The organism is Flagellimonas halotolerans (assembly GCF_035818535.1).
Taxonomy (GTDB): domain Bacteria; phylum Bacteroidota; class Bacteroidia; order Flavobacteriales; family Flavobacteriaceae; genus Flagellimonas; species Flagellimonas halotolerans.
Genome location: NZ_JAYKYV010000013.1, coordinates 57,514 through 78,209, shown reverse-complemented (window position 1 = coordinate 78,209; position 20,696 = coordinate 57,514). Strand labels below are relative to the sequence as shown.

Below are 20,696 nucleotides of genomic sequence, written 5' to 3'. Positions count from 1 at the left end.
TAAAAACCACTATTTTTAGCCCGAATCGGATATTAAATGCGGTTTTTTGTCCTTATCATATTAGTGATAAACTCATCTGCCCTTTGGGGGCAATACCGTTTTTCTGGAGAAGTTTCCAGGGAAAATACTGGTAATGCCATTTACTTGTCATTGGTAGAGGATTACCGTAAATCTTCCCGAGTGTACCTCGACCAAATCGTTCAAAAGACAAAAGTGGATTCCTTGGGCCATTTTTATTTTGAAGGAAATAATCTCAACGAACAAAACCGAATTTATCGCATTCATTTGGATGGTTGTTCGGACAACACGGGCACCAATCACTTTTTGGGTAAGTGCAACAACAGCAAAAATGTGCTTTTTATAGCCAACAATAAAGATACGCTCAAGTTCCCTACTTCTTTTGAAGATCAATCCCTCTGCACTATTTCTTCCACAAACCCCAATTCGGGACTGTTATTGGAAATAGAAAACCTAAAAGGTCAGATGGCCTACGATTTTGTGGACTACCCCAGCAAGACCAACAAAAAATTGAACTTGGTTAAATGGTTTAAAAACTTGCACAGCTTTGGACGGCAGACCAACGAACCTTTGGCCGAGCTTTACATTTATGATTTTATATCCGACAAAAGAAACGAAACCTTTAGGTTTTATCTCGAAGACCTTACGAACAATGATTATTACGAAAACTTGTCCGAAAGATTGACCAGCACCTACCCCGAGGCAGAATTCACGCAACAATACAGGACCGAAATCACTACCGACAAAGAGTTGGCCAGTTTCAATCGTACAAAATCATCCAAATGGAACCGCACCATAATTGCCCTTTTGGCTGTTTCCGTTTTGGGCAATGTTGTGTTTTTCCTAGGAAGAAAGAAAAAGGACAACACCTCCCAGCTACTTGAAAAACTAACCCTACAGGAGCAAAAAATCACCAACCTGATGCTGGAAAACAAGACCAACAAAGAGATTGCTTCTGAACTTTTTGTAAGCGTCAGTACTATAAAAACACACATCAACAACCTGTACAAAAAGCTGGGCATTTCCTCCCGCGAAGAGATGGTTGTTCGCTTCAAAAAATAAATTTCAACCCCCGGACTAGTCCCGATTTCCAACGCGTAAAAGTTCTCTCAACAATTGATTTTAGTGAATTTGGCCACCTAACCATAAATCACATAAAATCATGAAACAAGTTTTACCCGCATTGCTTATGCTAGGCATCTTCTGTGTTTCGGCACAAGAATTCAACAAGGAAATCACCTCCGAAAATGGATTGAAGTTTTTGGTTGGGCAAATCAATTTGGAAGGATTACAATCCCGACCTCACAACAACTGGTTTCAAAACAGGTACAACAGCTATCATCCCGACGAAACCATGGTTGCACTTTTCAAAGAACAGCTAGCGGAATACGACATCAAGCTCTTTTTGGGAACCTGGTGTGGCGATAGTAAGCGGGAAAGTCCCAGATTCATCAAAATATTGGAAGCGGCAGATTTTCCCATGGAGCAATTGGAAATCATCGCTTTGGATTACCGCAAGGGGCACTACAAAACCAGTCCGACCGGAGAAGAAAAGGGGTTGAACATTATAAAAGTACCCACCATCATATTCTTTAAAGATGGAAAAGAAGTCAACCGAATTGTGGAAAGTCCTTTGGAAACTTTGGAGGAAGATATGGCCCAAATTGTATTTAAAAAAGACTATGCGCCCAATTATGCATATTAAGTTTGGCCAAGGCAAGGATTTAAATCACAAAAGTGTAATTTTGCGCTTTAAATTTTTTACAGACTATGCAACTATCGGAACAAGAGATCGTTCGAAGGGAAAAATTGACCAAACTCAGGGAAATGGGCATCGACCCATATCCCGCAGCATTATATCCTGTTGATGCCACTTCCAAGAGCATCAAGAATGATTTTGAAGAAGGAAAGAAAGTAGTAATTTCCGGTAGATTGATGTCACGCAGGATCCAAGGAAAAGCCTCTTTTGCCGAATTACAGGACAGCGAGGGCCGTATCCAAGTCTATTTTAACCGCGATGAAATCTGTCCGGATGACGACAAAACCTTGTACAACGATGTGTACAAAAAATTGTTGGACATCGGGGACATCATCGGTATAGAGGGAGAGCTTTTCACTACGCAAGTAGGAGAAAAAACCGTGATGGTGAAGAACTTCTCGCTTTTGAGCAAGAGTTTAAAACCATTGCCGCTACCAAAGGTAGATGATGAGGGAAAAGTGTACGATGCCTTCAACGACCCCGAATTGCGTTACCGTCAGCGGTACGTGGATTTGGTTGTGAACCCCCACGTAAAGGACACTTTCATCAAAAGAACAAAAATCACCAACAGCATACGGGAGTTTTACAACAAAAAAGGATATTTGGAAGTGGAAACCCCCATTTTGCAACCCATTCCGGGGGGTGCGGCGGCCCGTCCTTTTTTAACGCATCACAATGCGTTGAACATTCCGTTGTACCTGCGGATTGCCAACGAGCTTTATTTGAAGCGATTGATTGTGGGCGGATTCGATGGTGTTTATGAATTCTCAAAAGATTTCCGTAATGAAGGGATGGACCGCACCCACAATCCAGAGTTTACCGTAATGGAACTCTATGTGGCCTACAAAGACTACAACTGGATGATGGATACCACCGAAAAGCTGTTGGAGAAAGTAGCTATTGATGCTACCGGAAGCTCCAAAGTAAAAGTGGGCGATCACGAAATTGAATTTAAAGCCCCTTACCCAAGGGTTCCTATTTTGGAAGCCATTAAAATCCATACCGGTTACGATGTAGCTGGAATGGAAGAGGATGAACTTCGTGAAGTAGCCAAGAAATTGGATATTGAAGTGGATGAGACCATGGGTATAGGTAAATTGATCGATGAGATTTTTGGCGAAAAATGTGAGCACCACTACATTCAGCCCACCTTTATTATAGATTATCCGAAGGAAATGAGCCCGCTGACCAAAGAGCACCGTACCAATCCAAGGCTTACGGAGCGTTTTGAGTTGATGGTAAACGGAAAGGAATTGGCCAATGCCTACTCGGAGCTCAACGACCCCATTGATCAGCGCGAACGTTTTGAAGAACAACTCAAGCTCTCCGAAAAAGGAGATGATGAGGCCATGTTCATAGACCAAGATTTCTTGCGTGCTTTGGAATATGGTATGCCTCCTACTTCGGGCATTGGAATCGGTATTGACCGCTTGGTGATGTTGATGACCAACAACTCATCCATTCAAGAAGTGTTGTTCTTCCCGCAAATGCGACCAGAGAAAAAACAGGTTGAGCTTACCGAAGAGGAAAAAACAATCATGGACATTCTTAAGCCACAAGACGAAATGCCATTGGCCGACCTTAAAGCAAAAGCTGGTCTGAGCGGTAAAAAATGGGACAAGAGCACCAAAAGCCTTACAAAACATGGACTTATCAAAGTAGAAAAAACGGAAGACGCCCTACTTGTGAAGTATACGGGTTAATCCGAGAAAGTTCCATCCCAATCATACGCAAACCCCTGAACCTTAGATCAAGTTCAGGGGTTTTCATTTTTAAAAAAATCCTATCTTTCCATCGTTTTTCTCTTTTTTGAGGAAAATTTCCAGCAGCTACCCCCAATAATCTTACTAAAATCTACTTGTATGAAAAGAATGAAACTAACATTCCTTTTTGTGCTGTTGGTATCGTTTATTGGCAGGGCACAAGAGGTAACCGGAACCGTTTACAACGACCAAAATGTACCTTTGCCGGGAGCTTCGGTCCAAGTAAAGGGCACCACAACGGGAGCCGTCACCGATTTTGACGGCAATTACACCATTGAAGCAAGTACAGGTGACATTCTAGTGTTTTCGTACATCGGCTTCAAAGCCCAAGAAGCAATCGTAACCGGAAGTACCTTGGACATTACACTACAAGCAGGGCTCGAACTGGAGAATGTGGTAGTGGTTGGTTCCCGTAATGCCAACAGAACGGCAACGGACACCCCAGTTCCCGTAGATGTTTTGGATTTCACCGAATTGACACAATCCACTCCGCAGGTCACCGTTACTGAAATTCTGAACTATGCGCGCCATCATTCAGTTCCAATCCGCAATCCATTTCCGATGGTACCGATCACATTGCCCCAGCCTCATTGCGCGGACTTGGGCCCGATCAGGTTTTGGTTCTAATCAACGGTAAAAGAAGGCACAAAACAGGACCCGTAAACGTAAACGGGGCTTTTGGTCGTGGTAGCGTGGGCACCGACATGACCACTATTCCATCCAACTCCATTGCAAGAATAGAAATTTTACGGGATGGTGCTGCCGCCCAGTATGGCTCCGATGCCATTGCAGGGGTCACCAATATTGTGCTAAAAAACACCGTGAACGAATTGCACGTGGATGTTAATACGGGAGCCAACTTTACCAGCGAACACGGCCCGGACAAAAATGTGGATGGAGAAAAGCTAAGCCTCTGATTGGATTTTGGCCTATCCATTGGAAAAAACGGTGGATTCATCAATTTTACGGGGAATTTTAACCATAGAGGTTCAACCAACCGTATGCAAGAGTGGGAAGGTTCTATTTTTAATGGTCATAATTCAGTTGAAAGGGTTGCTGTTGCCGACAACTATGACACATCACTTCTTTTAGATGATGACCTAACGGATATTTTTCAATATGCAGGCACAGCTGGAATTGCTTCAAATGGTGATGAAACCAAAGAAGAGCTGCAAGGAATCTTGAGTGAAGATGTTACAGAATCTGAGTTACTGGCTAGAGGGTTACAGCGCAGCGACTTTAACCTGCAGGTAGGGCAATCCAAAGTGAGGGGCTCTCAGTTTTTCGCCAACCTTTCCATTCCATTGGACGAAAATCTGGAGCTCTACGGTTTTGTAGGGTTGAGCTTTAAAAATGGTAAGGTCGCTGGTTTTTATCGTTTGCCCAATCAATCCAGAACCTATTCCCCGGCCTATCCCAATGGTTTTTTACCAGAAATCAATTCCAACATCATGGACCAATCGGCCGCCTTTGGTATTAAAGGAATGTTGGGCGATTGGAACGTGGATTTCAGCAATTCCTATGGCAAAAATGAGTTTTTGTACTACGTTACCAACTCCAACAATGCATCCATGGGCAACTCCATCCCGTTCGAAGCAGATTCAGGTGGGTTCAACTATAGCGAGAACACCACCAATTTTGATATGAACCGTTTTTATGAAGACACCATGGTAGGCTTGAACATTGCCTTTGGTGCCGAGCATCGCGTGGAAAACTACGGCATTGTCGCGGGTGAAGAAATTTCTTATACGCAGTACAATACTTTGGGCATTGAATCGCTCAAGGAAGAAACTTCCATTGGGGCCACAGCTTGTTTTACGGCAAGAGTTCCCAACGCCAACCTTAAATTTACTTTGGACGGATATCTTATCAATATTGATGATAGGGTCATCCTAACGGGCCTATTTGGTGATAATGGCAATGTAGAACTGGCCAATTTGTTTCAACAGGCCAACGCCACCCAGGCAGCTTTCTTTACAAACTCGTTGGATACCCAAACAATGGGGCTGGATTTTGTGGTTGACCACAAAGCAAACATTTCGGATGGGGTTTCCTTGACCAATACGTTGGCCTTTACGTTTTCTGAAACAAGTTTGGAAAAGGTTGAAGTTCCTAAAGCCATTGCCGATGCGGGCTTGAGCGATACCTATTTTGACCCTACCAGTAGAATTCATTTGGAATCTGCCGTGCCAACTACCAAAGGAAACCTTTCGCACAACATAAAAGTGGGCGACAACTGGAATTTCTTTTTGAGGAACGGCTACTTTGGCGAAGTAAGGGAAGCCACCAACGAAAATGACCCTTCCATTGATTATAGGTTTGGCGCTAAAGTAATCACTGACCTTTCCATAGGTTATAATATTTCAAACAGCACAAGGTTCACTTTGGGAACAAACAACCTGCTAGATGTGTATCCCGACAAGAACGACCCTGCCTTTAGATCGGACAGACGGTTTATCTACTCCAGAAGGTCCGTTCAATTTGGAACCAACGGACGTTATGTTTTTGGAAGGTTGACCTTCAAGATAAAATAGAGACAATCTTTAATTTAACTGTCTTGAAGTAGAGGTGACCAAAAAACAATGAAGCTTGAATTTTGTCAGGTTGAACGCAGTCGAAACCTTTTGATTATCAGTAGTAGTCAATAAATTCTCGACTGCGCTCGAATTGACAGAGAGCAACTTTTTTTTGCTTCTTTAATATTTTTATCTTTTAACAAAAAATCCTAGCTTAGAACCCCAATGGAACTAAGCAAAAAAATTGGGCTGGTCCTAGGACCGGTTGCTTTTCTTATTTTAAACTTTCTGCCTTTTGAGCTTGTGTCGGAAAAAGGCGACCCTGTAATTTCTGTAGCTGCCTGGATGCTGATTTGGTGGATTACCGAAGCGGTCTCCATTTCCGTGACCGCGCTGCTTCCTTTACTTCTTTTGCCTATTTTAAAGGTGTTGCCCATTGCAGAGGTAGGAGCCAATTATGGCAGCCCCATTGTATTCCTCTTTTTTGGAGGATTTGTAATGGCGTTGGCACTGGAAAAGGTCAATCTTCATAAGCGAATAGCCCTAAATATTATCAGATTGACCGGTACAACCCCCAACAAGGTAATTTTAGGTTTCATGATTGCAACGGCCACCTTGAGCATGTGGATCAGTAATACGGCCAGTACCGTGGTGATGCTCCCTATTGCAATTTCTGTTATTAATTTATTGATCAGTGATGCCGATGGTTTCACAAAAAACGATCAAAATTTTGCCCTGAGTGTCATGCTGGGAATCGCCTTTTCCGCAAATGCAGGAGGAATCGCCACAGTGATCGGTACGCCGCCAAACTCTGTATTGATAGGACTGTTGGAGAATGAATACAACACAGAGATTTCATTTTTAAAGTGGATGACGATAGGTTTGCCATTTTCCATCATCATGGTCGGGATTTGTTATTTGGTATTGGTAAAATGGATGTTCCCCAACCGTGACCTAAAATTCAATGCTTCCAAGGAAGTAATACATGCTGAACTGAAAAAACTTGGCCCGACTTCCGGTAAGGAAAAAATGGTGCTGGTTATTTTTGGCGTAACAGTCTTTCTATGGATTTTTAGAACCTTGATCAATGGCATTCTTCCCCAATTGGGACTTACCGACACCATGATCAGTATTTTTGCAGCCATTGCACTTTTCGCCATACCCTACAACATCAAAAAAGGTGATTTTATCATTGTATGGAAAGATACTTCCAGACTGGCATGGGGCATATTGATTTTGTTCGGTGGGGGACTGGCCCTGGCCCAAGGCATGTCCGCTAGTGGTATTGTGGATTTGGTTGCCAATGGCATTGCCCAAAGCGAAATAAGTATTTTGTTCACCGCTGCCCTTTTGATTTTTCTAATGTTGTTTATGACCGAGTTGATGAGCAACGTAGCCTTGGTGGCCGTTCTGGCTCCTGTGGTAGCGGGTATAGCCATTGGTCTGGATATTCCGATGTTGCATTTATTGATTCCTGTAACCATTGCCAGTAGCTGTGCTTTTATGCTTCCCATGGCCACACCGCCCAATGCCATTGTTTTTGCGAGTGGCTATGTTAAAATTCCACAGATGGCACGTGTTGGTGTATTGCTCAACCTGATTGCAGTAGTCTTGCTTATTTTGGTGTTCCAGTTTGTGATTCCGCTATTGTTCTAAACTAAAAAATGCCCCTCCGGGCGGAAGGGCATTTTCACAAACTAACTAACTCAAAAAAATGTAAGAAACTAACTTAATCAACGCTACCCACTTTTGCACAAGTGGAACGTAACTCTTTGCTAGGTACAAAGTTACAACCCTTTTTTGTGAATTTTATTGTAATTAGTTTTTTGTTAACGCAACAGTTAAACCCCTTAAATGATTCTTTGTTGTGCGTTTATCCAAAAAGGATGCAAAAATTTTAGTAAAACCCATAAAAGGCTGAATAATCTGCATTCTTAAAATCGTTTTACTAAAAATAATTCCGTCTAAAAAGATGATGTTATTTTTTTGTTAACCAGACATTTATAAGCTTTCATTAACAAGAATATGCCACCAAACAAAAAACCCCTCGTTCGAGGGGTTTTTATAGCTAACTCAAATAATTCGTAAAATGATGAACATTTTACTGTATTGACCCTGAGTATGGATCAAAATCTTCTGGGAGATACTTAGAGGTATCGAAACCCAAATCTATTTCTTCGTCTTCCATGTAGTTAACGGAAGTGACTGCAATTACATCGGTGTAAGGATCGAAACCTTGTGGCAAAAGATACTTGCTGTTTACGCCCAGTACAAGCTCCGTTTCTTCCTCTACATAAGGAATTGACTTTAAATCCACATATACTTCATAAGGAGAAAAACCTTCAGGCAAATAATCTTTGGTATCAAAACCTAAATCCATGTCCTCTTCCTCCATGTAATTGATAGCATGTACATCCACCACATCTGTGTAGGGATCAAAATTTTCCGGCAAGTACTTTTGGGTATCAAAACCTAGCGCGGGTTCAACTTTGTTCTCGAAGTATATGATGGAATTCAAATCAAAATAGTTTTTGTGTGGGTCGAAGCCCTCGGGAAGATAATCTGCCGTATCAAAACCCAGATCAACCTCTGGCTCTTCCTCTAAATAAACTATTTCGTTCAAATTCAATTCATACAAGGCGTAACCTGCCATCTCTGAAGTTGAATCGTTTAACTCAGCACTAATGTTCAATGTGGTTAAACTGGTTTCTAAACTACCTGAAGTCTCGGATTGCACCTCGACAACCTTGGTATTTTGCTGATCGTTGGCTATGGCGGTACTACTTAATAATACACTACCATAAATTAATAATAACTTGTTCATTTTTTGATTGAATTTTATGATTGATGTTATGCCTATAAGACTGTCCTAGTTGCAAAATGTTACAGTATTTAGGAATTTTTCACAAAAATTAAACACCCCTTGAGCCCAGCAATACGGGGCAATACAGCTCAAACCATCAGTAAAAGGAAGGACTCCCAAAGGTTGGGGCATTCCGTTAAAAAAACGACCGTTAATATTTATTTAACAGTTAGTTCTCACGAATTTTAGGTTCTTTGAATCTTCTTAGTTATTCAAACAAACCTATAATGATCAAAAATTTACTACCTCGACTAATTTTAGTTGTTATTCTTCTGGGAACCCTCCAAACCACGGAGGCCCAACTTTTCAAAAAGAAAAAGAAGGACACCGAGCAAAAAAAGGACGACAAGTCCAAATCGGACGATATTAAACCTTATGACAAGGTAATTACCAAAGGTGCAAAAACGGATAAAGGCCTTTTTAGCGTACACACCGTAGATGACAAACATTATTACGAAATCCCCGATTCCTTGTTCAATCGTGAAATGCTCATGGTGAGCCGAATCTCCAAAACGGCCACAGGAATTGGTTTTGGTGGGGGAAAAATCAACACACAAGTGCTGCGTTGGCAAAAAAAGGACAAAAAAGTATTGGTGCGTGTAGCTTCTTACGAAAATGTGGCTGCGGATTCATTGCCTGTCCACGAAGCGGTGGTCAACTCCAACTTTGAGCCCGTGCTCTTTTCTTTTGACATCAAGGCCATCAACAAAAAAGATTCCTTGAACCCTGCAACGGTAATAGAAATAGACCCTTTGTTCACCAAGGACGTAAAAGCCCTTGGTTTTCCCGATGGTTACAGAAAAAGATTTAAAGTTACCCGTATGGATGGGGACCGAAGCTATATCGAATCCATCAAAAGTTATCCCTTGAACATTGAGGCACGCCATGTAAAAACATATTTGTCCAGTGACCCGCCAAGCAATTCCAGCTTGGGATCCATTTCTTTGGAAATCAACAACTCCATGATCCTATTGCCCAAAGAACCCATGAAGCGTCGTTATTTTGATCAACGTGTCGGTTGGTTCGCCAGAGGGCAGGTAGATTACGGATTGGATGCCCAAGAAAGCAAAACCGTGACCTACTTGGATCGTTGGAGACTTGAGGTCAAAGATGAGGACATTGAAAAATTCAAGGCCGGCGAATTGGTAGAACCCAAAAAACCCATTGTTTATTATGTGGACCGTGCAACTCCCAAAGAATGGGTGCCCTATATAAAACAAGGAATTGAGGATTGGCAAGTTGCATTTGAGGAAGCAGGCTTTAAAAACGCCATTATCGCAAAGGACCCGCCTTCTCCAGAGGAAGACCCGGAATGGTCCCCAGAGGATGTTAGATATTCGGTGGTACGTTATTTGGCCTCCCCTATCCCAAATGCCAACGGTCCGCACGTGAGCGATCCAAGGAGCGGTGAAATTTTGGAATCCGACATTAACTGGTACCACAATGTAATGAGCTTGCTTCGCGGTTGGTATTTTGTACAGACTGCCGCCATTAATCCCGATGCACAAAAAACACAGTTCGAAGAGGAGATTATGGGCCGCTTGATACGCTTTGTATCATCCCACGAAGTGGGGCACACTCTTGGATTGCCACACAACATGGGAAGTAGTGTAGCTTATCCCGTAGATTCTTTGCGTTCGGCCAGTTTCACCCAAAAATATGGTACGGCTCCATCCATTATGGATTATGCCCGTTTCAACTATGTGGCACAACCCGGTGACGAAGGTGTAGCTTTGATGCCAAACATCGGCATTTACGATAAATATGCCATCAAATGGGGGTACAAACCTATTTTGGACAAAACCGCAAAGGAAGAAAAACCCATTTTAAACGATTGGATCTTGGAACATGCCGGAGATCCCATGTACCGTTTTGGTCACCAACAAGTGGGCGACATTCACGATCCAAGCTCCCAAACCGAAGATTTAGGGGACGATGCCATTAAAGCAAGCTTGTACGGCATTGAAAACCTAAAGCGTATTGTTCCCAAATTAATCGATTGGACTACCGAGGACGGTGAAAACTATGATGACCTGGAAACCATGTACGGACATGTGACCGCACAGTTCCAAAGATACATGGGGCACGTTTCCAACAACATTGGAGGTGTTTACGAGTATCACAAAACCGCTGATCAAGAAGGTGCCGTTTATACCCATGTGAACAAAGCGCATCAAAAAAATTGTATGGCCTTTATGCAGGAACAGTTGTTCGAGACTCCTGAGTGGTTGATTGACCAGGATATTTTCAACAAAATTCAATATTCGGGGTCTGTGGAGCGTATCCGTTCCATGCAAGAACGCTACTTGAACACCATGCTGCAATTGGGCAAATTGGCACGAATTATAGAAAATGAGACCTTGAACGGTGATGATGCGTATGGTTTAGTAGAAATGATGCGCGACCTCCGCAGGGGCATCTGGTCCGAGACCCGAAGTGGCAAAACAATAGATACTTATAGAAGAAACCTTCAAAAAGCACATATTGATCGTTTGGAATATTTGATGACAGCGGATGATCAAGATAAATTGCCTGATTTTGGCGGTTATAGAAAATCCACGCCCATCAATACAAGCCAATCCGATATTCGTTCGGTGGCACGTGCCGAGCTCAATAATCTCAAAAGAGATATTAGAGGTGGCCTTGCCCGGATTTCCGATACCATGAGCCGATACCATTTGCAAGATGCCTTGGAACGTATAGACCTTATATTGGAGCCTACTAGATAGATACTTTTTTTAGATAAGTACAAATTGTAAAGGTGTAGCCGATAAACGAATCGGCTACACCTTGTTTTTTTTCCCATACACATCCAAACATAGCCGTTTCACAACAAATCGCTGAGATTCCCATTCGGTTTGATTACTTTAGTAATTCCAAATCTCACATCATGAACTACAAAACAAAAAGCTTAATCTACTTTTCCTGTTTCGTGGCTGCAGCTACCTTATATTATGCAATGGATCAGCGCGACGATTTCCAAGATCAACTCAATTCAAAAACTTACGTCGAGACCCATTTCGAGGATGCCGACGATTATACTGATGAGTCTATAGAAGACGATTTGGAAGAAGAAAACAAATAACTTCCCCCTATTTATCGATCAACTATCACGGGGCAAACCCACGAGGTATTCAAACGAAAAAAGATTAATTCATTTCGACGTAGAACGTCGGGGAATAAAACCCTCAATGAGAGATTAAAGGCTTCACGAACTACGTTGTCATGACCAAAACTTCGGACACGGTTTTATCCAAAGAATAAATCATTAAAGCTCAAACATAAGAAGTCATTGGCTATCCCCAACTAAGCGCTGAATAAAGTAGCCCCATCACAAACAGAGCACACCGCCTTGACATTGAATTTTACCAAGGCACCACAAAACATGCTGCATGAGGTTGATTTGGAAAAAGACCCAATATCTGAATAAAGAGGTAGAACAAAGAAAAACGTACACCTTGAGTCGGTAAAACGGCAAAAGATTGTACCGTACAAGTACCAATAACTAGACTTGAAAAAATTTTACAATCGCAAAAAGTCTATGCACCACGGCAATAAAAAAATGCAGGAGAGAGGGAGAAGAGGATAGTGTTTTTTGTTGATTTAAGAAGCCGCATCCGCCATGGTTGCGGTTTCTTTTTTATCCGCATTTTACAGATATATTTGATTATCTGCTATTAAACAGATATATTTGATTATCTATCAATTAACAGATATTTTAAATTATCTGTTGAAGAGAAGATATTTTGTTTCAAAAAAAGAAAAAATGGTTGCCATTCTTACAGGGGATATCAAAAATTCAACAGAATACAAAACAGCCAAATGGCTGCCCGTGCTAAAAAAGGCCCTGGGACATTATGGCAAAGAGCCCACGGAATGGGAAATATACAGGGGAGACAGTTTTCAGTTGCAGACGGCACCGGAACGGGCATTGGAGGCATCGGTGTACATAAAGGCATGCATTAAGCAAACACGCGGATTGGATGTTCGTATCGCAATCGGTCTGGGAGAAAAAACGTATGATGCAGGAAAAATAACGGAGTCCAATGGTGGGGCTTTTGTACATTCAGGTAAATGTTTCGAAAACCTCAAAAAACTAAATTTGGCCATAAAAACACCCAATAAAGTATTCGACGAACACATCAACCTGCTTCTAGAACTGGCTCTTTTGACTATGGACAATTGGACCCCGGCCATCTCAAAAACGGTAAAAACCGCCATGGAAAACCCTGATTTGAATCAAAAAGAGCTGGCATCAATACTCAACAAGTCTCAAGGGAACATTAGTGAAGAGCTGAACAAAGCAGGATTTGATGAAGTCCAAAAAATGATTCATTTTTACAGAACCCAACTCGCAAAACTATGACGCTTTTAGCCCTAAAATTGATACTCGCCCACTTTTTGGGAGATTTTGTCCTCCAACCCGCACATTGGGTAGCGCATAAATTAGCTAAGAAGGGTAAATCCAAATATCTATACTTTCATATTGGAGTACACATATTGGTGCTGTTGATCATATTGCAATTTCAACATGTGGGTGCCATCCTTTTTATTGTTGCGACCCACTATTTAATAGACTTAGGGAAACTACACCTTAGCAATCCAAAAAACTACCGTTGGCTCTTTGTGGCAGACCAAGTACTGCACCTTTTGGTGCTGGGGGGAGTGTTGTACTGGATATCTCCCTTTTCGTTGGATGTAACCGCATTTTTTACTGAAAGTTCACTTTTATTGATTACGTTTTTGGTCTTTGTCACTTACGTATCCGGTACTGTTATGCGGATGTTGTTGGCCCCTTATATTGATGAAGTTGCCAAGGACGACGAATCTGGGGAAGGTGGCTCCCTTAAAAATGCCGGCACCTACATCGGTATGCTGGAACGACTCTTTGTATTTGGTTTTATTTTGATGCAGCAATGGGCCACAATAGGCCTATTGATCATGGCAAAATCCGTGTTTCGGTTTGGCGACCTTAACAAGGGAAAAAACCGAAAGTTAACGGAATACGTCCTTATCGGCACCCTTTTAAGTTTTGGCCTGGCCATACTTTCGGGCATGTGTTATCTATACATAAAGGAGCAACTTTAACTACCTTTTTATCTTCTTTTACGACACGAAAAAAATGGATTGGGTTAAGCCCAATCATCATAAATATTTTATTTTATAGTAAAAGATATTTAAATGAAGGACGATATGGGAGTAATATCAACAAACAAACGGGAAATAAAGCTTTTTTACAATGCAGAGACCAATGTGGGCATGCAGACCTTGGCTTATTTAAAAGCTTCCGAGAAAAAAATATTGGATGTGGACTTATCGAAGACCAAGGTAACGGGCACCCAATGGACCGAACTTGCCAAGCTATTGGACAAACCCATTAAGGAACTCATCAATATCGAGCATCCGGATTTTATGAAGGAATACGGAAAAACACACGACCTCCATGGCGATGAGGATTGGCTCAAGGTTTTGGTAAACAATCCCAAGGTGGTAACCCAACCTATACTGGTGAACGGTGATAACGTCATTCAAATAGATACCCCTTCAAAAGTTATGTCCTTCTTGAAAGAAGAAGAAGACTAACCCACTACTCCCAAACGTACATATAATAAACCACTATAGTTTTGAAGTTCATAGTTTTAAAGAAAAGAATGAAATTCTTTGCCATCTGGTATCAAGTCCTCCCTTAATCCTTCCAAATGAGGGAAACTTCTCCCCTTGGGGAGACCGGAGAGGGGACTATGCATAAAATTTATAGAAACTAAAGTAACTGCAATAAAATCTGACTACCGTTGGGCGAGTTTGCAGGCCTGACTGCCGGCAAAGGCAGGGTCTTAATCTTTAACTAGAAAAAAAACACCATTAAAACAGCTATGCCGCAATCAAAAGTTTCACGCTATGTAAAAATTGCGGTCGGAATCATTTTACTGTTGATTTTGGCAGGAGTGGCAGCTCAACTACTTTTCACCAACAAAATAAAAACGGTACTGAAGGAAAAAGTGCCCGAAGAACTCAACCTCAGCTATGCAAATTTGAGCACCAACGTGCTTTTGGGCAAAATCAATTTAACCGATGTGTCTGCCGATTCTCCCCAAAAAGGCTTCGATTTTAAAGCGAAATCCGTTACGGTTTCCGGTTTGCACTACCTGCCCTTGCTTCAAAATGGCGATATTACCATTGCCAACCTTACTATGGAATCGCCCAGTATCACCTATTATCAAAGGGAAAAGGATAGCACATCAAAAGAGCAAGGAAAAATTCCGTCCAAAAATATCAATATTGAAAACTTTAGCATCCAAAATGGAACTTTAAAGATGCTGAGCCAAACATCGGATAGCTTGGCCACACTACAGGGTATTGAATTTACCCTTTCCGATATCACCTTTAACCAAGGGACATCTACACAAAACATTCCCTTTACCTATGGTGAATATCAGCTCCATACCCAAAAGGGACACTACGATTTGGGCCCGTTGGAATTTATCGCGTTTCAACAAATGCAATTAAACCCAATCGATGGCCAGTTTCAACAAGTAGTATTGCGCAGTAAGTATAGCAAAGCGGAACTTTCCAAAAGACTTGCCCACGAACACGACCATTACGACCTCACCATTGGCAGTATAATCTTAAAAGATTGGGATTTTGGCATGGAAAACGAGCTTCCCTATTTCCACTTGGGCCAAATGCAAGTGCAGGAACCGGTTTTTCATGTGTACCGCGATAAATTGTTGCCGGACGATACCACACACAAAAAACTGTACAATCAAGCACTGCGCGACCTTAAGTTGGACCTTCAGGTGGACAGTATCCAAATTTCGAAAGGACTCATCACCTACAAAGAACGTTTGGAAGCCGATATAAATTCCAAAAACCTGAGCTTTACGGATATTGAGGCCACTATATACAACTTGCACACCAAAGGTGAGGGCGATGTAACGGTTGATCTCAATGCCAAACTCATGGGCAACGGTCCCTTTACCTTGGATTGGTCCTTTGACCCCCGGAACAAGGCCAATAATTTTTTGGTGCAGGGTTCGCTCTCCAATTTTCAGTCAGAAAGTATCAGTCCTTTTTTAAAGAGCAACCTTAATGCGGAGGTAAAGGGCTCCATACAACAAATGTTTTTTGCCATTAGCGGGAACGAGCTGGATTCGCAGGGCGATATGAAGATGAAATACGATGATTTTGAGTTTACCGTGCTTAAAAAAGACCGTTTGGGCGTAAACAAGTTCCTCACCGCTGTGGTAAACCTGTTTACCAAAAATGGCGAGAAAACCGATGAGGACGGCTTCCGCCACGGAAATTTTAAGGTTGAGCGCAACCGGGACAAATCCTTTTTTAATTATTTATGGATCAACTTAAAAGAAGGCCTGGTAGACACCATGACGGGACGTGGTAAAAAGCGGGATTGAGTTTGGTGTTTGGAAAACGAGCCAAATTTTAACAGAGCATAGGTCATTTTCAACTTTTAAAGGACTAAATCAAAACTTCTTCTTGCCTTAATTGATTTGATTCTATCACCGTGTCATTTCGAACCGACTGCAAGGAGTGTGAGAAATCTCAAGCACGAACAGATTTCTCAGTCGCTTCGCTTCTTTGAAATGACAATCAAAACACCTTCGCCACAGCCTCAATCGTCCTGTCCAAATCGGCATAACTAAGGGCATCGTTTAAAAAGTAGCTTTCAAAAGCCGAGGGCGGTAAGTACACTCCGTTGTCCAACATCCCGTGGAAATATTTCTTGAAGGTGTCGTTGTTGCCTTTCGCCGAGCTGGAAAAATCCACCACCGGTTCGTCCGTAAAGTGTACGGAGATCATACTGCCATATCGGTTAATCTGGTGTGGTACCCCTTTTTTAGTCAGTACCATGGCAATACCCTTGTGCAGATACTCCGTTTTTTCGGCCAAGCTGGTAAAAATTTTAGGCTTATCGTTCAGCGCGGTAAGCATGGCCAGTCCCGCACTCATGGCCAAAGGGTTTCCGCTCAAGGTGCCTGCTTGGTACACGGGGCCATCGGGCGCCAAATGTGCCATAATATCGGATCGGGCCGCAAACGCCCCTACAGGCAATCCACCCCCGATCACTTTTCCGAACATCACAATATCCGCATCAATGCCCAAGGCTTCCTGAGCGCCTCCTTTTCCGAGACGAAAACCTGTCATTACCTCATCAAACAACAACAAAATGCCTTCTTGGGTGCAGAGTTCGCGTAGGCCTTTAATAAATTCATCTTTGGGGATAATACAGCCCATATTCCCCGCTACGGGTTCCAAAATAATGGCGGCAATTTCACCTTTATTGGCTTCCACCAAGGCTTTTACCCCTTCCAAATCGTTGTAATCGGCCAATAGTGTGTCCTTGGCCGTGCCCTGCGTTACGCCGGGGCTGTTAGGGCTACCAAAAGTAACGGCTCCACTCCCCGCTTGTATCAAAAAAGAATCGGAATGACCGTGGTAGCAACCTGCAAATTTGATGATCTTTTCCTTGCCCGTGTACCCGCGCGCGAGGCGCACTGCACTCATACAAGCTTCAGTACCGCTGTTCACAAAACGGATTTTATCAATGTTCGGCACCATGGAAACCGCTAATTTGGCGAGTTCTGTCTCAATTTCGGTGGGTGTTCCAAAGGAAGTTCCTTTTTTGGCTTTGTCGATTACCGCATTGATCACCGGCTCGTACGCATGACCCAAAATGAGGGGGCCCCAGGAAGCGATGTAGTCGATAAGTTGGTTGCCGTCTTCATCGTACAGGTAGGCGCCTTTGGCCTCTTTGATAAAAATGGGGTCGCCCCCTACCGCTTTAAACGCTCGTACAGGTGAATTTACCCCTCCGGGGATATACTTTTTGGCCTCTGAAAACAAGGCGCTGCTTCGTTGGTAGATCATATATGCTCAATGTCATTCCCGTGAAAAACGGGAATCTATTTAATCAATTATTGTCTAGTACCCACTGTAATTCCTGCACTTCGGCTATGCTCAGCATAAACTCCAGCAGGAATCTGTTTTCATTGCTTGTCATCCCTGCGAACGCAGGAATCCATTATGCAACCAGCTGGATTCCGCATCGTGCTTCGGCTACGCTCAGCTTCCGTGCGGAATGACATTGGTGCCGCAAAGGTAATAAGGATAATACTTTCTTGGAAGTCAATTTTGTCATTCCTGCACTTCGGCTATGCTCGTCACAAACTTCGGCAGGAATCTGTTTTTATTGCTTGTCATTCCTGAGAACGCAGGAATCCATTATGCAACCAGCTGGATTCCGCACCTCATTATATGTTAAATGCAATACCCTTCGACTACGCTCAGGGTACAATTACTGCGTCACCCGAATGTTGAGCACCTGCCCTACGGAAATAATGTTATCATTTAAATTATTGAGGCGGCGAAGCTCATCCACGGAAATATCGTAGCGTTTGGAAATGGCATACAAGGTGTCGCCCCTTTTTACGGTATGGGTAAATATTTCGTATTGTCTGGGTTCGCGCACTATGGGCAAACCGTTTTCCAATACCGCTTCATCGTATTCATAAAGATTGTAGTTCTCTATTATGGAAATTAACTTTTGTGGGTACCTGCGGTCGGTTGCATACCCCGCCTGTCGAAGTCCATGCGCCCATTTTTTATAATCGTCCCGTTTGTAGTTGAACAAAAACGCATAGCGTGAACGCGTGGACAGAAAAATACTGTGATCGCGGAAGGAGTACATCGGGTGGTTGTACTTGCGGAAACATTCCCCCTTGGCATCATCATCATGAAAATCAAATTCGCCCTGCCAACCAGTGTGGCATTTGATCCCAAAATGATTGTTGGTCTTTAGCGTAAGTTCGCCTCTACCAGAGCCGCTTTCCAAAATACCCTGGGCCAGGGTAATACTGGCGGGAATGCCAAAGGCACGCATTTCGTACTGGGCGATTTCGGCAAAGGTTTCGATATAGTCTTGGGTGTCCGAAATGGGAAAACGCTCAAAACGCCCCCTATCTTCGGGCATGGGATACAGATTCCGAACCTCTTCGGCCTCTAAATCCTTAGTGCTGGTGGCTGGTCTTTCGCTGTTCACCACAACGGGCGTACCCTTTCTTTGGGTTGACCTTCTTTTTTTGGCACCACAACTAGAGAGCAAAAGTGCCGCAATCAATACATATATTATTCGCCTGATCATACCTCCAATAACGGTAAATTTTTCTTCTTCAGTATTTGGTTCATACCTTTTATTCCTTGCAATCCCCCTGTATGGATGGCCAAGATTTGGGTTTCTGGTGGAAAAACATTCCTTTTTACAAGGTCAAAAATACCAAAAAGCATTTTTCCCGTGTAAATAGGATCCAAGGGAACCCCAGTTTCCTTCCTAAATTGGTTAATGAACCCGACCAAATCGCTATCCATCTTGGCATAGCCCCCAAAATGATAATCAGTTACGAGTCTCCAACGATTATTATCGGCAAATGTACGAATCTCCTCGATCAAAAAATTCCCCTTTAACGCGGGAAACCCCAAAACTGTTTGATGCCCTTGGGATGCGTTGATGAGACCTGCCACGGTGCCGCCTGTACCCGCCGCACTACAGATGTAATCAAATTTTGCATCATGCTGCGTTAAGATTTCTGCACATCCTTTTACCGCCAAAGCATTGCTTCCACCTTCGGGCAACAGGTAAAAATCTCCAAACCGCTCTTTTAAATCTTGAATAAATGATGCTTCACTTTTGAGACGATAATGATTTCGGGATATAAAATGGAACTTCATTCCATGTTCGTGGGCCAATTTTAGGGTTGGATTGTCCTGCCACTTGTTTTCCAATTCTTCGCCCCTAATCACACCAATGGTTTTTAGCCCTTGTTCATGTCCCGCATAGGCTGTGGCCGCAATATGGTTGGAAAAAGCTCCACCAAAGGTGAGCAGGGTATCTTTACCTCTTTTTTCGGCTTCAAGCAGGTTGTATTTGAGTTTACGGTATTTATTGCCCGAAATTAAGGGATGGATGGTATCTTCCCTTTTGATGTTGAGGGTAACTCCCTTTTCTCGGAGCAGCGACAAATCTATATGTTGATTAGGGGTAATCAAATTGTTTATTTAGGCATATTGTTCCTAAGTCTAAAAAATTGATTGTTTTATATACAGAATATCTTAATATATTTGTATTGTTTTTAAAGACAAATATAGATTAAAATGCTGGACATTGTTTTAAATTATAAAAACTTGCTAGAAAACCTCAACACATACATTGAGGAAAGTAAGTTCAAGAAAGAACATATTATCAAGGAGCTTGGTGTTTCCAGGGCGACTTTCTACAACAAACTGAAAAAAAATAGTTTCAGCGTTTCCGAAATGGTCAAATTGAGCGCGCTTCTTTTTCCAGAGGATGTCAAGGCCATGGAAATTAAACAGGCTTTGGAGCGCAGCCGTGAGGACAGTGCCGCAGGTCGTGTTTTGGAACACAAATCCGTTATAGCCGATGCCAGAAAAAGAGTTTCCCGGTGAAAGTAATCTGGACCTTTGAGACAAAAAAATCCTTTAACGACATATTGGACTACCTTATGGAAGTCTGTACCCAAAAAGAAGCTTTGGCCTTTATTGACCTGATAGAAGATACCATCAAAAAAATAAAGGACAATCCAGAAATGTTCAAAGTTTCCCAATATAACGGAGCAAGCCGTGAGGCCCACATTACCAAACACACCACAATGTTTTATAGGGTTTTGGATGAACTGATCGAGGTGGAGTATTTTTGGGGCAATTTCCAAAACCCTGATAAAATTGAAAAGCTTCTCAGTTAACCA

At 42.5% G+C, this 20,696-nt stretch carries 19 protein-coding genes; 15 read left to right on the top strand and 4 right to left on the bottom strand.

The window, feature by feature from the left end; all coding sequences use genetic code 11:
• The first annotated feature begins 36 nt into the window (after positions 1-36).
• The 7 genes from VM932_RS13650 to VM932_RS13620 all read left to right on the top strand — a co-directional run bounded on the left by VM932_RS13650 (position 37) and on the right by VM932_RS13620 (position 7,712).
• A complete protein-coding gene (locus VM932_RS13650) occupies positions 37-1,080 on the top strand; it encodes a response regulator transcription factor (RefSeq protein WP_326279336.1) in 1,044 nt (347 codons plus the stop codon).
• Between the two features lie 100 nt (positions 1,081-1,180).
• The gene (locus VM932_RS13645; RefSeq protein ID WP_326279334.1) at positions 1,181-1,723 is read left to right on the top strand and encodes a thioredoxin family protein; all 543 of its coding nucleotides are present in this window, start codon (positions 1,181-1,183) and stop codon (positions 1,721-1,723) included.
• 65 nt (positions 1,724-1,788) lie between these two features.
• Positions 1,789-3,480: a lysine--tRNA ligase gene (lysS, locus tag VM932_RS13640; protein WP_326279333.1), complete on the top strand. Its 1,692-nt coding sequence runs from the start codon at positions 1,789-1,791 to the stop codon at positions 3,478-3,480.
• A gap of 159 nt (positions 3,481-3,639) precedes the next feature.
• Entirely contained in the window at positions 3,640-4,167 is a 528-nt protein-coding gene (locus VM932_RS13635; RefSeq protein WP_326279331.1) for a carboxypeptidase-like regulatory domain-containing protein, read from the top strand.
• Positions 4,131-4,457, top strand: a complete 327-nt coding sequence (locus tag VM932_RS13630) for a TonB-dependent receptor plug domain-containing protein (RefSeq protein WP_326279329.1) — start codon at positions 4,131-4,133, stop codon at positions 4,455-4,457. Before VM932_RS13635 ends, VM932_RS13630 begins: the two co-directional genes overlap by 37 nt.
• Entirely contained in the window at positions 4,458-6,074 is a 1,617-nt protein-coding gene (locus tag VM932_RS13625; RefSeq protein ID WP_326279328.1) for a TonB-dependent receptor, read from the top strand.
• A 207-nt stretch (positions 6,075-6,281) separates the two neighbouring features.
• The gene (locus VM932_RS13620; protein WP_326279326.1) at positions 6,282-7,712 is read left to right on the top strand and encodes an SLC13 family permease; all 1,431 of its coding nucleotides are present in this window, start codon (positions 6,282-6,284) and stop codon (positions 7,710-7,712) included.
• Between the two features lie 445 nt (positions 7,713-8,157).
• Here VM932_RS13620 and VM932_RS13615 read toward each other — a convergent pair whose 3' ends face one another.
• Positions 8,158-8,880 (bottom strand): hypothetical protein, encoded by a 723-nt coding sequence (locus VM932_RS13615; RefSeq protein ID WP_326279325.1) that lies wholly within the window; start codon positions 8,878-8,880, stop codon positions 8,158-8,160.
• Between the two features lie 266 nt (positions 8,881-9,146).
• On the opposite strand from VM932_RS13615, the gene VM932_RS13610 reads away from it, so the two are divergent.
• The 6 genes from VM932_RS13610 (at position 9,147) to VM932_RS13585 (ending at position 16,331) form a co-directional block, all read left to right on the top strand.
• Entirely contained in the window at positions 9,147-11,648 is a 2,502-nt protein-coding gene (locus tag VM932_RS13610; RefSeq protein ID WP_326279323.1) for a zinc-dependent metalloprotease, read from the top strand.
• Between the two features lie 161 nt (positions 11,649-11,809).
• Positions 11,810-12,004 (top strand): hypothetical protein, encoded by a 195-nt coding sequence (locus VM932_RS13605; protein WP_326279322.1) that lies wholly within the window; start codon positions 11,810-11,812, stop codon positions 12,002-12,004.
• Between the two features lie 681 nt (positions 12,005-12,685).
• Positions 12,686-13,285 carry a transcriptional regulator gene (locus VM932_RS13600; RefSeq protein ID WP_326279320.1) on the top strand — a complete coding sequence of 200 codons (600 nt, stop codon included), beginning with the start codon at positions 12,686-12,688 and terminating at the stop codon, positions 13,283-13,285.
• Positions 13,282-14,007, top strand: a complete 726-nt coding sequence (locus tag VM932_RS13595; RefSeq protein ID WP_326279319.1) for a DUF3307 domain-containing protein — start codon at positions 13,282-13,284, stop codon at positions 14,005-14,007. Before VM932_RS13600 ends, VM932_RS13595 begins: the two co-directional genes overlap by 4 nt.
• 105 nt (positions 14,008-14,112) lie before the next feature.
• Positions 14,113-14,502: an arsenate reductase family protein gene (locus VM932_RS13590; RefSeq protein WP_326279318.1), complete on the top strand. Its 390-nt coding sequence runs from the start codon at positions 14,113-14,115 to the stop codon at positions 14,500-14,502.
• Between the two features lie 290 nt (positions 14,503-14,792).
• Entirely contained in the window at positions 14,793-16,331 is a 1,539-nt protein-coding gene (locus VM932_RS13585; RefSeq protein WP_326279316.1) for an AsmA family protein, read from the top strand.
• A 196-nt stretch (positions 16,332-16,527) separates the two neighbouring features.
• Here the strand turns inward: VM932_RS13585 and hemL are convergent, their stop codons facing one another.
• From hemL to VM932_RS13570, 3 genes are all read right to left on the bottom strand, one after another.
• Complete coding sequence (gene hemL, locus VM932_RS13580; RefSeq protein WP_326279314.1) at positions 16,528-17,805, bottom strand: glutamate-1-semialdehyde 2,1-aminomutase; 1,278 nt, start codon at positions 17,803-17,805, stop codon at positions 16,528-16,530.
• A 427-nt stretch (positions 17,806-18,232) separates the two neighbouring features.
• Complete coding sequence (locus tag VM932_RS13575; protein ID WP_326279312.1) at positions 18,233-19,078, bottom strand: glucosaminidase domain-containing protein; 846 nt, start codon at positions 19,076-19,078, stop codon at positions 18,233-18,235.
• Positions 19,075-19,980 carry a 1-aminocyclopropane-1-carboxylate deaminase/D-cysteine desulfhydrase gene (locus VM932_RS13570; RefSeq protein WP_326279311.1) on the bottom strand — a complete coding sequence of 302 codons (906 nt, stop codon included), beginning with the start codon at positions 19,978-19,980 and terminating at the stop codon, positions 19,075-19,077. Before VM932_RS13570 ends, VM932_RS13575 begins: the two co-directional genes overlap by 4 nt.
• 105 nt (positions 19,981-20,085) lie before the next feature.
• Between VM932_RS13570 and VM932_RS13565 the strand changes: the two genes are divergently transcribed.
• On the top strand, positions 20,086-20,397 hold the full coding sequence (locus VM932_RS13565) for a hypothetical protein (RefSeq protein ID WP_326279310.1): 312 nt from the start codon (positions 20,086-20,088) through the stop codon (positions 20,395-20,397).
• Positions 20,394-20,693, top strand: coding sequence for a type II toxin-antitoxin system RelE/ParE family toxin (locus VM932_RS13560; protein ID WP_326279308.1), 300 nt, complete (start codon positions 20,394-20,396; stop codon positions 20,691-20,693). Before VM932_RS13565 ends, VM932_RS13560 begins: the two co-directional genes overlap by 4 nt.
• Positions 20,694-20,696: the final 3 nt, after the last annotated feature.